The organism is Mycolicibacterium arseniciresistens, from assembly GCF_030519285.1.
Lineage (GTDB): Bacteria > Actinomycetota > Actinomycetes > Mycobacteriales > Mycobacteriaceae > Mycobacterium > Mycobacterium arseniciresistens.
The window spans coordinates 1-13420 of sequence record NZ_JAUMSQ010000010.1 but is presented as its reverse complement, the minus strand read 5'-3'; the positions used below and the strand labels follow the sequence as shown (position 1 = coordinate 13420).

Below are 13420 nucleotides of genomic sequence, written 5' to 3'. Positions count from 1 at the left end.
ATCCGGGGCCGGACACGCACACGAAAAAGCCCCCGCTGATGAGCGGGGGCTTCTCCGTTGTGGAACTACTACCGGTAGTCCTACCGGTAGTCGCTGTATCCGTAATCGTCCAGCGGCACCGCGGCACCGGTCGCCTGGCCGAAGTCCGGGCTGTAGTACTGATCCTCGTAGGACGGGATCGTGTACGCGGCAGCCCGCGCCTCCTCGGTCGGCTGAACCTGGATGTTGCGGTACCGGTTGATGCCGGTACCCGCCGGGATCAGCTTGCCGATGATCACGTTCTCCTTCAGACCCTGCAGCTTGTCGCTGCGGCAGTTGATCGCCGCATCGGTCAGCACGCGGGTGGTCTCCTGGAACGACGCCGCCGACAGCCACGAATCCGTGGCCAGCGATGCCTTCGTGATACCCATCAGCACCGGACGGCCGGCCGCGGGCTCAGCACCCTCGGCCACCACGCGACGGTTCGCCGACTCGAACTCGGCACGCTCGGTGAGCGAACCGGGCAGGAACTCCGTGGCTCCCGAGTCGATGATGGTCACGCGACGCAGCATCTGGCGAACGATCACCTCGATGTGCTTGTCGTGGATCGACACACCCTGTGCGCGGTACACCTCCTGCACCTCGTTGACGAGGTGGACCTGCACCGCACGCGGGCCTTCGACACGAAGCACCTCGTGCGGATCGGCCGAACCCTCCATCAGCTGCTGGCCGACCTCGACGTGGTCGCCGTCGGACAGCGGACGCTCGGAGCCGTCCTCGTGCTTGAACACCCGCAGGCGCTGGCGACGCGGCAACTTCTCGTAGACCACTTCCTCGCTGCCGTCATCCGGCACGACCGTGATCTTGTAGAACTTGTCGGTCTCCTCGAGCTGCACCCGGCCGGTGACGTCCGCGATCGGCGCCTTGTTGCGCGGCACGCGAGCCTCGAACAGCTCCTGGACACGCGGCAGACCACCGGTGATGTCGCCACCGACACCACCCTGGTGGAACGTGCGCATCGTCAGCTGCGTGCCGGGCTCACCGATGGACTGCGCGGCCACGATGCCGACGGCCTCGCCGATGTCCACCAGCTTGCCGGTGGCCATGGAGCGGCCGTAGCAGGTCGCACACACGCCGGTGCCGGTGCCACAGGTCAGCACGGAGCGGACCTTGACGTCGGTGATGCCCGCCGCGAGCAGCGCGTCGATCGCCGGATCGCCCAGATCGTGCCCACGCTCGACGACCACGTTGCCGTTCTCGTCGACCGCGTCGGTGGCCAGGGTCCGTGCGAACGCACTGGTCTCGACGTGCGCGTCACGCACCAGCGATCCGTCGGCCAGCCGCTCGGCGATCGTGACGTTGATGCCACGCTCCGTGCCGCAGTCCTCCTCACGCACGATGACGTCCTGGCTGACGTCCACCAGACGACGGGTCAGGTAACCCGAGTCGGCGGTACGAAGAGCGGTGTCCGCCAGACCCTTACGGGCGCCGTGGGTGTTGATGAAGTACTCCAGCACCGTCAGGCCCTCGCGGAACGAGGACTTGATCGGCCGCGGGATGAACTCACCCTTCGGGTTGGTCACCAGACCCTTCATGCCGGCCAGGTTGCGCACCTGCGTCATGTTGCCGGTCGCACCCGACTTGGGCAGCAGCGTGATGGGGTTGTCGTCTGGATAGTGCTCCTCCAGCGCCTTACCCACCTCGTCGGTGGCCTCCTGCCAGATGCGCACCAGCGACTCGCGGCGTTCCTCGGGGTTCAGCGCGCCACGCTGGTACTTCTTCTCGATGCCGTCGGCTTCCCGCTCATACCGGTCGAGGATCTCGGCCTTCTGCGGCGGAACCAGCACGTCGGCCATCGACACGGTGACACCCGAACGGGTGGCCCAGTAGAAGCCGGCGTCCTTGAGCTTGTCGACGGTCTGCGCGACCACGATCATCGGATAGCGCTCGGCCAGATCGTTGACGATGCGGGCCTGGACCTTCTTGTGCATCTGCTCGTTGACGAACGGATAGCCCAGCGGCAGCAGCTCGTTGAACAGCACCCGGCCCAGCGTGGTCTCGGCCGTCCAGGCGTCACCGGGCTTCCACCCGGCGTCGCCGAACAGCTCGGCCTCGGCCTCGGCCGACGGACGCTGCTGCGTCAGCCGGACGCGGATCTTGGCCCGCACGCTCAGCGCACCACGGTCGAGGGCCATGATGGCCTCGGCCGGCGAGCTGTACACACCGAACTCCGGCCGATCCTTGGCGGCCGCGACGTATTCGCCGGTGTCGCCGGGGATCTCCGTGGTCAGGAAGTACAGACCGGTCACCATGTCCAGACGCGGCATGGCCAGCGGCCGTCCCGACGCGGGCGACAAGATGTTGTTCGAGGACAGCATCAGGATGCGGGCCTCGGCCTGCGCCTCCGCCGACAGCGGAAGGTGCACGGCCATCTGGTCACCGTCGAAGTCGGCGTTGAACGCCTCACAGACCAGCGGGTGCAGCTGGATGGCCTTGCCCTCCACCAGCTGCGGCTCGAAGGCCTGGATACCGAGGCGGTGCAGAGTCGGTGCGCGGTTCAGCAGCACCGGGTGCTCGCCGATGACCTCTTCGAGGACATCCCACACCTGGGGACGCTGACGCTCGACCATGCGCTTGGCGCTCTTGATGTTCTGCGCGTGGTTCAGGTCGACCAGACGCTTCATCACGAACGGCTTGAACAGCTCGAGCGCCATCAGCTTCGGCAGACCGCACTGGTGCAGCTTGAGCTGCGGACCGACCACGATGACCGAACGGCCCGAGTAGTCGACGCGCTTGCCGAGCAGGTTCTGGCGGAACCGGCCCTGCTTGCCCTTGAGCAGATCGGACAGCGACTTGAGCGGACGGTTGCCCGGTCCGGTGACCGGACGGCCGCGCCGGCCGTTGTCGAACAGCGCGTCCACCGACTCCTGGAGCATCCGCTTCTCGTTGTTGACGATGATCTCGGGCGCGCCCAGATCGATCAGTCGCTTCAACCGGTTGTTGCGGTTGATCACGCGGCGGTACAGGTCGTTGAGGTCCGAGGTGGCGAAGCGGCCACCGTCGAGCTGCACCATCGGGCGCAGCTCCGGCGGGATCACCGGGACGGCGTCGAGCACCATGCCGAGCGGCGAGTTCCGGTTGGACTGGAACGCCGCGACCACCTTGAGCCGCTTCAGGGCGCGAAGCTTCTTCTGCCCCTTGCCGTTCTTGATGGTGTCCCGCAGCGAGTCGGCCTCGGCGTCGATGTCGAAGTTCTCGATGAGCTTCTTGATCGACTCCGCACCCATGGCGCCCTGGAAGTACTCGCCGTAGCGGTCGACGATCTCGCGGTAGAGGTTCTCGTCGACGATCAGCTGCTTGGGCGCCAGCTTGGTGAAGGTGGTCCAGATCTCGTCGAGCCGGTCCAGCTCACGCTGGGCCCGGTCACGCAGCTGACGCATCTCGCGCTCGCCGCCGTCGCGAACCTTGCGGCGCACGTCGGACTTGGCACCTTCCTTCTCCAGCTCGGCCAGGTCGGCCTCGAGCTTCTGTGCCCGGGCCTCCAGGTCGGCGTCACGCTGATCCTCGACGGACTTCTTTTCGACGACCATCTCGGCCTCGAGCGTCGAGAGCTCGTTGTGGCGCATCTCGGTGTCCACCGCGGTGATGACGTAGGCGGCGAAGTAGATGATCTTCTCGAGATCCTTCGGCGCCAGGTCCAGCAGGTAACCCAAGCGCGACGGAACGCCCTTGAAGTACCAGATGTGCGTGACCGGTGCGGCCAGCTCGATGTGACCCATCCGCTCGCGGCGCACCTTGGCACGGGTCACCTCGACACCGCACCGCTCACAGATGATGCCCTTGAAGCGGACGCGCTTGTACTTACCGCAGTAGCACTCCCAGTCGCGAGTAGGTCCGAAGATCTTCTCGCAGAACAGGCCGTCCTTCTCAGGCTTCAGCGTGCGGTAGTTGATGGTCTCCGGCTTCTTGACCTCGCCGTAGGACCACTGACGGATGTCGTCGGCGGTGGCAAGGCCGATGCGGAGCTCATCGAAGAAGTTGACGTCTAGCACGTAACTCCCTTTCCCCTTTCGGGACTAGAAAAAATGACCAGCTGTTAAGCGAGATCCTCGACGGATGCGGATTCGTTGCGCGACAGGTTGATTCCCAGATTCGCCGCAGCGCGTTCCAGATCCTCGTCGTCGCTGTCGCGCATCTCGATCGCAGTGCCCTCACTGGAGAGCACCTCGACGTTGAGGCACAGCGACTGCAGTTCCTTGAGAAGCACCTTGAACGACTCCGGAATGCCCGGCTCGGGGATGTTCTCGCCCTTGACGATCGCCTCGTAGACCTTGACCCGGCCGACGGTGTCGTCGGACTTGATGGTCAAGAGCTCCTGCAGCGTGTACGCCGCGCCGTAGGCCTGCATGGCCCAGCACTCCATCTCGCCGAACCGCTGCCCACCGAACTGCGCCTTACCGCCCAGCGGCTGCTGGGTGATCATCGAGTACGGACCGGTGGAACGGGCGTGGATCTTGTCGTCCACGAGGTGGTGCAGCTTCAGGATGTACATGTAGCCGACCGTGACCGGATACGGGAACGGCTCGCCGCTGCGGCCGTCGTACAGCACGGCCTTGCCCTGTCCGTCGACCATCACGTCGCCGTCCCGGTTGGGCAGCGTCGAGGCCAGCAGACCCTCGAGCTCGTTCTCGCGGGCACCGTCGAACACCGGAGTGGCGACGATGCTGTCCGCGGGAGCCGAGTGCAGCTCCTCGGGCAGCTTGTCCGCCCAGTCCGGCACGGCGGCGCCGGAGCCGTCGGCGACCTGGATGTTCCAGCCCGCCTTGGCGACCCAACCCAGGTGCGTCTCGAGGATCTGGCCGATGTTCATCCGTCGCGGCACACCGTGCGTGTTCAGGATGATGTCGACCGGCGTGCCGTCCGGGAGGAACGGCATGTCCTCGATCGGCAGGATCTTGCCGATGACGCCCTTGTTGCCGTGGCGTCCGGCGAGCTTGTCACCGTCGGAGATCTTGCGCTTCTGGGCCACGTAGACGCGGACCAGCTCGTTGACGCCGGCGGGCAGCTCGTCATCGTCCTCGCGCGAGAACACGCGGATACCGATGACCTTGCCGGACTCACCGTGCGGCACCTTGAGCGACGTGTCGCGGACCTCGCGCGCCTTCTCACCGAAGATCGCGCGGAGCAGCCGCTCCTCCGGGGTCAGCTCGGTCTCACCCTTGGGCGTGACCTTGCCGACCAGGATGTCGCCGTCGCGGACCTCGGCGCCGATGCGGACGATGCCGCGCTCGTCGAGATCGGCCAGCACCTCGTCGGAGACGTTCGGGATGTCCCGGGTGATCTCCTCGGCGCCCAGCTTGGTGTCGCGGGCATCGATCTCGTGCTCTTCGATGTGGATCGAGGTGAGCACGTCCTCTTCGACCAGACGGTTGCTGAGGATGATCGCGTCCTCGTAGTTGTGGCCCTCCCACGGCATGATCGCGACGAGCAGGTTCTTGCCCAGCGCCATCTCACCGTTCTGGGTGCACGGACCGTCGGCGACCACCTGGCCGGACTCGACCCGCTGCCCGGCGTCCACGATCGGGCGCTGGTTGGCGCACGTGCCGTGGTTGGACCGCGCGAACTTGCGCATCCGGTAGGTCTTGCGGCTGCCGTCGTCGGCCATCACGGTGATGTAGTCGGCCGACACCTCCTCGACCACGCCCGCCTTCTCGCTGACGACGACGTCGCCGGCATCGATGGCGGCACGCAACTCCATACCGGTACCCACCAGCGGTGCCTCGCTGCGCACCAGCGGAACCGCCTGGCGCTGCATGTTGGCACCCATCAGGGCACGGTTGGCGTCGTCGTGCTCGAGGAACGGGATCATGGCCGTGGCCACCGACACCATCTGGCGCGGCGAGACGTCCATGTAGTCGACCTCGGTCGCCGAGACGAACTCGACCTCGCCGCCCTTCCGGCGGACCAGGACGCGCTCCTCGGAGAAGCGGCCGCTGTCGTCGGTCGGCGAGTTGGCCTGCGCCACGACGTGGCGGTCCTCCTCGTCGGCGGTGAGGTAGTCGATCTGGTCGGTGACCACACCGTCGGAGACCTTGCGGTACGGCGTCTCGATGAAGCCGAACGGGTTGACCCGCGCGTACACCGACAGCGAACCGATCAGGCCGATGTTCGGACCTTCAGGCGTCTCGATCGGGCACATCCGGCCGTAGTGGCTGGAGTGCACGTCGCGGACCTCGAGGCCGGCGCGCTCACGGGACAGACCACCCGGGCCCAGCGCCGACAGGCGACGCTTGTGGGTCAGACCCGACAGCGGGTTGTTCTGGTCCATGAACTGCGACAGCTGCGACGTGCCGAAGAACTCCTTGATCGCCGCCACGACCGGGCGGATGTTGATCAGGGTCTGCGGCGTGATCGCCTCGACGTCCTGCGTGGTCATCCGCTCGCGGACGACACGCTCCATGCGGGACAGGCCGACCCGGATCTGGTTCTGGATCAGCTCACCCACGGTGCGCAGCCGGCGGTTACCGAAGTGGTCGATGTCGTCGACCTCGACGGGCACCTCGACGCCACCGGGCACCGTCATCGTGGTCTGGCCCTCGTGCAGCCGGACCAGGTACTCGATGGTGGCGACGACGTCTTCCTCGGTCAGTGTCGTCGAGGACGGCGCACTCGGATTGGCCGTGATGCCGAGCTTCTTGTTGACCTTGTAGCGGCCGACGCGGGCCAGGTCGTAGCGCTTCTCCTTGAAGAACAGGTTCTCCAGCAGGGTCTGCGCGGACTCCTTGGTGGGCGGCTCGCCCGGGCGCAGCTTCCGGTAGATGTCGAGCAGCGCCTCGTCGGTGCCTGCGGTGTTGTCCTTCTCCAGCGTGCTCATCATGATCTCGCTGAAGCCGAACCGCTCGGTGATCTGCTCGTTGGTCCAGCCCAGCGCCTTTAGCAGCACGGTGACGGGCTGACGGCGCTTGCGGTCGATGCGGACGCCGACGGTGTCGCGCTTGTCGACGTCGAACTCCAGCCACGCGCCGCGGCCGGGGATCACCTTGACGCTGTGCAGCGTCTTCTCGGTCGACTTGTCGATCGTCGAGTCGAAGTACACGCCCGGCGAACGGACCAGCTGGCTGACCACGACACGCTCGGTGCCGTTGATGATGAAGGTGCCCTTCTCCGTCATCATCGGGAAGTCACCCATGAACACCGTCTGGCTCTTGATCTCACCGGTGTTGTTGTTGATGAACTCGGCCGTGACGAACAGCGGGGCCGCGTACGTCATGTCCTTGTCTTTGCACTCGTCGACCGGCGCCTTGACCTCGTCGAAACGCGGGTCGGAGAACGACAGCGACATGGAGCCGGAGAAGTCCTCGATCGGTGAGAGTTCGGTCAGCACCTCTTCAAGGCCGCCGCTGGGGTTGACGTCGCCGCGTGCTTTCGCGGTCTCGCGCCACCGGTCGGACCCGATGAGCCATTCGAAGGAGTCCGTCTGCACGTCGAGCAGCCCCGGAACCTCGAGAGGCTCGCGGAGCTTGGCGAAGGAAATGCGGTTTGGGGCTCCGGGAACGGAGTTATTGGTGATAGCTTCTGCTGACTTGCTCTGGCTAGAGACTGCCAAGATGCATTCCTTCCAGCACCTCATGCGACTGCCCGAGAGCCGGTGTGCCGGTTCCGTTTGGCCGCGATATCTGCGTCGGTTCGGCTGACTTCAGCCTGTCCGTGCCCCTGAAGGGGGACTCTCCGACGCACGGCACGCGACTAGATCACTGAGCGAAACGGGGCTCAGGCCAGGCGGGTGTCAGGTGCAGGTGAGGTGGGCAGGATGCAGCCAGCGCAACGTCCAACAATAGCGCAGGACGGCGCATTCCTCAACAAGCCCATATCCGTCGCATGCTGGGGCTGGCTGGGCGCTGGCTGGCGTCCTCGACCCGTACAACATGCTGCCCAACACATTGGCCCGTCGGGGCCGTTCCGTCAAGGGTTCACACACCGTTTCCTGCGTCGAATCCGGTGGTGAGCACCGACCGGCGGGCGGCGGTGGTGCAGCGGCGTGGCGAGGGGTCCGCACATGCAATCGCCGCGCGGTCCGACGGACCGCGCGGCGACTGCGTGAAACAGGTTCTAGCGCTCCCGGGCGACCGGGATGGAGGCGGTCGGGGCGTCGTCCTCGTGGCTCCGGTGGTGACGCGACGTCGGTTCGTCGCCGAACTCGCTGCGGCCCTGATTCGTGCCCTCGAGGTCCTCGCGGATGGCCTCCTGCGCGGCCTCGGGCAGCGACCCCATGATCTCGCGCACCCGCGCCTGACGCCGGCCGACGGCCTTGCGCTCGGGCATACCCGGGGTGGCCGACACCTGCGGCGGCACACCGACGATCTCCTCGACGCCACCGTCGTGGTGACCGGCGTCGACCATGGCCTGCTCCTCGGCCATCGTCGACTCGTCCTTCTCCTCGGACATGCCGATCGGGCCGAGGCGGCGACCGTTGAGGAACTGACGCACCACCGGCTCGTCGCTGGTCAGCAGCACCTCACGCGGGCCGAACATGACCAGCTTGCGGCGGAACAGCATGCCGATGTTGTCGGGCACCGTGCGGGCGATGTTGATGTTGTGCGTCACGATCAGGATCGTGCAGTCGATCTGGGCGTTGATGTCGATCAGCAACTGGCTCAGGTAGGCCGTACGCACCGGGTCCAGACCGGAGTCCGGCTCGTCACACAGGATGATCTGCGGGTCGAGCACCAGCGAGCGGGCCAGCCCGGCGCGCTTGCGCATACCACCGGAGATCTCACCGGGGAACTTGGTCTCGTCGCCGGCCAGACCGACCAGCTCCAGCTTCTCCATGACGATGTTGCGGATCTCGCTCTCCTTCTTCTTCGTGTGCTCACGAAGCGGGAAAGCGGTGTTGTCGTAGAGGCTCATCGAGCCGAAGAGTGCGCCGTCCTGGAACATCACGCCGAACAGCGTGCGGATCTCGTAGAGCTCCTTGGAGGTGCACTCGATGATGTTCGTGCCGTCGACGATGATCTTGCCGCGCTCCGGGCGCAGCAGCCCGATCAGCGACTTCAGGAACACCGACTTACCGGTACCCGACGGGCCGAGCAGCACGCTCACCTCACCGGGCGGGAGGTCGAAGGTGACGTCCTCCCAGATTCGCTGGGGCCCGAAGGACTTCGTCAGTCCCTCAACCTGAATGCCAATGCCCACCTGCGATCCTTCCGCCAGAACTAGTCATCGCCACGCGCTCCCCGCCTGTGGCTTGAGTCACTGTAGCGCACGCCGGAGCAGCCTACCGCGTTTGTATCCGCACAGTTACCGGCGCCGACAACGCCCCTTCGGCGCTCTTCGCCAGTTCGCCACAGGCGGGTGCCCGGCCGCGGAAACGACTGCGGGGCCGGCCCGAGAATCGGGCCGGCCCCACAGACGAAAACGGTCTTACTTGACGGTGACCGAAGCGCCGGCAGCCTCGAGCTTGCCCTTGGCTTCCTCGGCGGCCTCCTTGGTGACCTTCTCGAGCAGCGGCTTGGGAGCGCTGTCGACCAGATCCTTGGCCTCCTTGAGGCCCAGGCCGGAGACGATCTCGCGGACGACCTTGATGACGCCGATCTTCTTCTCGCCGGCGCCCTCGAGGATGACGTCGAACTCCGACTGCTCCTCGGCGGCCTCGGCCGGGGCGGCAGCGCCACCGGCGGCGGCGACGGCGACCGGGGCGGCCGCGGTGACCTCGAAGGTCTCCTCGAACTGCTTGACGAACTCCGAGAGCTCCAGCAGCGTCATTTCCTTGAACGCGTCGAGCAACTCGTCGGTGGAGAGCTTGGCCATGGTGGTTCCTTCCTGATTTCTTTACTGGCTGTTGGGGTTGGTGGTCAGGCGGCGGACTCTTCGGCCGCCTTCTTCTCTTGCAGTGCTGCGGCGAGCCGGGCGACCTGCGATGCGGGCGCATTGAACAGACCGGCGGCCTTGGCGAGGTTGCCCTTCATCGCGCCGGCCAGCTTGGCCAGCAGCACCTCGCGCGACTCGAGGTCCGCGATGCGGTTGACCTCATCGACGGAAAGCGCGCGGCCTTCCATGTAGCCGCCCTTGATGACCAACGCCTTGTGATCCTTGGCGAAGTTCTTGATCGCCTTGGCGGCATCGACCGGTTCACCCTTGACGAACGCGATCGCCGTCGGGCCGGCGAACAGCTCGTCGAGGCCGGCGACACCGGCTTCGCTCGCGGCGCGCTTGACCAGGGTGTTCTTCGCGACGGTGTAGGTGGCGGACTCCCCGAGCGAGCGACGCAGCTCGGCGAGGTGGGCCACCGTGAGGCCGCGGTACTCGGTGACGACGGTGGCCGTCGCCTCCTTGAACTGCTCGGCGATGTCGGCAACCGCCGTGGCCTTCTCAGCCTTGGCCATGCATGCCTCCTTGTGGTGGGTGTCGGGTGTTCACCCGCATACCGTCGGAGGTCAGGAAACGACGAACGCCCCGACGCAGACAGGTCGGGGCGCAGAAATACTGATGCCTCGTCCTCCTGCGTGGGCCGCCGGGACATGCCCGGACCTTCAACCGATTGCTCGGTGACCGACGGTCTTCGGTGGAACGCCGCCAAGAATAGCGTGCCGCCCGTGGATCAGCCAAAACGCCGTCTCACCGGCCGGCGCGCGGGATGAATCCACTCCACCTCATCCGTTCCCGGAGCACGAACCCGATCGCACGCGCTCGGGTCTACCGGAAGCGGGAGATGAAGAGTCCAGAACAACAGGTGGCCACCTCGGTGCTGGTCATCGGGACCGGCGGCGCGGGCCTGCGGGCCGGGATCGAGCTCGCCGAGCGCGGGGTCGACGCGATCCTGGTCGGCAAGCGCCCGAGGCTGGATGCGCACACCTCGCTCGCCGCCGGCGGTATCAACGCGGCGCTGGCCACCATGGACCCCGAGGACAGCTGGCAGCAGCACGCCGCGGACACCCTGACCGAGAGCTACCTGTTGGCCGACCCCGCCACCGTGCAGGTGGTGACCGAGGGCGCAGCGGACGCGATCGGTGACCTCGAGCGGTACGGCATGGCGTTCGCGCGCGAGCACGACGGCCGGATCTCGCAACGGTTCTTCGGCGCCCACACCTTCCGCCGCACCGCGTTCTCGGGCGACTACACCGGCCTGGAACTGCAACGCACGCTGGTGAAGCAGGCCGAGGCGATGGCCGTCCCGATCATGGACTCGGTCTACATCACCCGGATCCTGGTGCGCGACAACGCCGTGTTCGGCGCGTACGGCTTCGACGTGACCGATGGCACGCACTACACGATCCTGGCCGACGCGGTGATCCTGGCGTCCGGCGGGCACACCAGGATCTGGCGGCGGACGTCGTCGCGCCGCGACGAGAACTTCGGCGACTCCTTCCGCCTCGCGGTCGAGGCGGGCGGCCGGATCCGCGACCCCGAGCTGGTCCAGTTCCATCCCTCGGGCCTGCTCGAACCCGAGGACACCGCGGGCACGCTGGTGTCGGAGGCAGCCCGCGGCGAGGGCGGCGTCCTGCGCAACGGCGCGGGCGAACGATTCATGGAGCGCTACGACCCCGACCGGATGGAGCTGTCGACCCGCGACCGGGTGGCACTGGGCGCCTACACCGAGATCAAGGAGGGCCGGGGCACCCCGCGCGGAGGCGTGTGGCTCGACGTGTCGCACCTGCCCCGCACGCAGATCATGACCCGCCTGCCGCGGGTCTACCGGACGCTGATGGAGCTCCAGTTGCTCGACATCACCACCGATCCGATCGAGGTCGCCCCGACCGCGCATTACTCGATGGGCGGCGTGTGGGTGCGCCCCGGCGACCACAGCACCGACGTCGAGGGCCTCTGGGCGATCGGCGAGGCGTCGAGCGGCCTGCACGGCGCCAACCGGCTCGGCGGGAACTCGCTGATCGAGCTGCTGGTGTACGGCAAGATCGCGGCCGCGGCCGCGGCGGCCCACTCCACCCGTCTCACCGCCCAGACCCGTTGCCGCACAGCGATATCCGATGCCCGCGACGAGATCGACTCACTGCTGTCGGCCAACGGTCCGGAGAACGTCCGGTTCCTGCAGCGCGCCGTGCGCAACACGATGACCGAGCACGCAGGCGTGGTGCGCGACGACCAGGGCCTGCGGGCGGGGCTCGCCGCGATCGGCGAGATCGAGAACCGCACCGCCGACATCGCGGTACACCCCGACATCGCCGGATTCGCCGACCTCGCCCACGCCTTCGACCTCAAGGCGGGCATCCTCGCCGCGCAGGCGACGCTCGAGGCGGCCCTGGAGCGGCGCGAGACCCGCGGCTGCCACAACCGCTCGGACCACCCGCGGCTCGACGAGAACCTGCGCGTCAACCTGGTGTGGTCGGCACCCGGCCGCATCGAACGCGAACCCGTCGGCGAGATCCCGCCGGAGATCGCCGAGCGCATGCAGCGGGTGTCCGCCGACGGAAAGCTCGTCGAGTAGCGCGCCTCAAGCCGAGGAGTGCATCTTCGCGACCTCGGTCAGCACCGCCAGGTGGTCGTCGACGGTGCGCAGGCCGGCGCCCATGGTGTTGACCGACAGGTGGCTGGCCCCCGCATCGGCCCAGGCCGCCAGCTGCGCGCCGGCCCGGTCGGCGTCGCCGGTCCAGTTGACCCGCCCCTCCATCCCGATCGTCGACGGGTCGCGGCCTGCCGCGGTGGCGGCGTCGGCGACGATGCCGCGCGCCTCGTCGAGTTCGGGTCCCGGCCGCTTCATCGGGAACCACCCGTCGGCGATCCGGCCGGCCCGTTCGTAGCCGCGTTCGGACGCCGTCCCGATCCACACCGGGATCGGCTGCTGCACCGGCAGCGGCGCCAGCCCGGCGCCGGTCACCCGGTGGTGGCGGCCGTCGAAGGTGACGCTGCGCTCGGTCCACAGCCGCCGCATGAGCTCGATCTGTTCCTCGGAACGCCTGCCGCGGTCGCCGAAGTTCTCACCGAGGGCCTCGTATTCGACGGCGTTCCAGCCGATCCCGACGCCGAGCCGGAACTTTCCCTGTGTCAGCAGGTCGACCTCGGCCGCCTGCTTGGCGACGAGCACGGTCTGCCGCTGCGGGACGATGATGACGCCGGTGACGAGTTCCAGGCGGGGCGCGACGCCGGCCAGGAATCCGAACATCACGAACGGCTCGTGGAACGTGGTGTCGATGTCGTACGGGCCGTTCCACCCGGTGTGCACCGCCGGATCGGCCCCGACGACGTGGTCGTACACCAGCAGATGCGCGTAGCCGAGTTCCTCGACCGCTTGACCGTAGGCGCGCACCGCGCCGACGTCACCGCCCAGTTCCGTCTGGGGGAACACCACTCCGACACGCATGTGAGCCCTTTCGCCGCCGCCTCTATGACACCCGCGGTGCGGGCACTATTCCCTGCGAGGTCACCGCGGTAGGCACCTCAAGCGTCCCGCAGCAGGGCGGCCGCGCCGACCAGCCCCGCGTCGCCGCCG

At 67.2% G+C, this 13420-nt stretch carries 7 protein-coding genes; 1 reads left to right on the top strand and 6 read right to left on the bottom strand.

Annotation, left to right across the window (positions count from 1 at the left end):
- Nucleotides 1-80: 80 nt before the first annotated feature.
- The 5 genes from Q2100_RS02780 to rplJ all read right to left on the bottom strand — a co-directional run bounded on the left by Q2100_RS02780 (nucleotide 81) and on the right by rplJ (nucleotide 10361).
- Nucleotides 81-4031: a DNA-directed RNA polymerase subunit beta' gene (locus Q2100_RS02780; protein WP_264011662.1), complete on the bottom strand. Its 3951-nt coding sequence runs from the start codon at nucleotides 4029-4031 to the stop codon at nucleotides 81-83.
- A gap of 44 nt (nucleotides 4032-4075) precedes the next feature.
- A complete protein-coding gene (gene rpoB / locus Q2100_RS02775; protein WP_269893670.1) occupies nucleotides 4076-7609 on the bottom strand; it encodes a DNA-directed RNA polymerase subunit beta in 3534 nt (1177 codons plus the stop codon).
- Nucleotides 7610-8088: 479 nt separating this feature from the next.
- Nucleotides 8089-9171 carry an ABC transporter ATP-binding protein gene (locus Q2100_RS02770; protein ID WP_264011665.1) on the bottom strand — a complete coding sequence of 361 codons (1083 nt, stop codon included), beginning with the start codon at nucleotides 9169-9171 and terminating at the stop codon, nucleotides 8089-8091.
- Between the two features lie 228 nt (nucleotides 9172-9399).
- Nucleotides 9400-9786, bottom strand: coding sequence for a 50S ribosomal protein L7/L12 (gene rplL / locus Q2100_RS02765; RefSeq protein ID WP_264011666.1), 387 nt, complete (start codon nucleotides 9784-9786; stop codon nucleotides 9400-9402).
- Nucleotides 9787-9830: 44 nt separating this feature from the next.
- On the bottom strand, nucleotides 9831-10361 hold the full coding sequence (rplJ, locus tag Q2100_RS02760; RefSeq protein WP_264011667.1) for a 50S ribosomal protein L10: 531 nt from the start codon (nucleotides 10359-10361) through the stop codon (nucleotides 9831-9833).
- Between the two features lie 326 nt (nucleotides 10362-10687).
- Here rplJ and Q2100_RS02755 point away from each other — a divergent pair, with 326 nt between their 5' ends.
- Nucleotides 10688-12418, top strand: a complete 1731-nt coding sequence (locus tag Q2100_RS02755) for an L-aspartate oxidase (protein ID WP_302912778.1) — start codon at nucleotides 10688-10690, stop codon at nucleotides 12416-12418.
- A gap of 6 nt (nucleotides 12419-12424) precedes the next feature.
- On the opposite strand, the gene Q2100_RS02750 is transcribed toward Q2100_RS02755, so the two are convergent.
- Nucleotides 12425-13291, bottom strand: coding sequence for an LLM class F420-dependent oxidoreductase (locus tag Q2100_RS02750; protein WP_302912777.1), 867 nt, complete (start codon nucleotides 13289-13291; stop codon nucleotides 12425-12427).
- Between the last annotated feature and the right edge of the window lie 129 nt (nucleotides 13292-13420).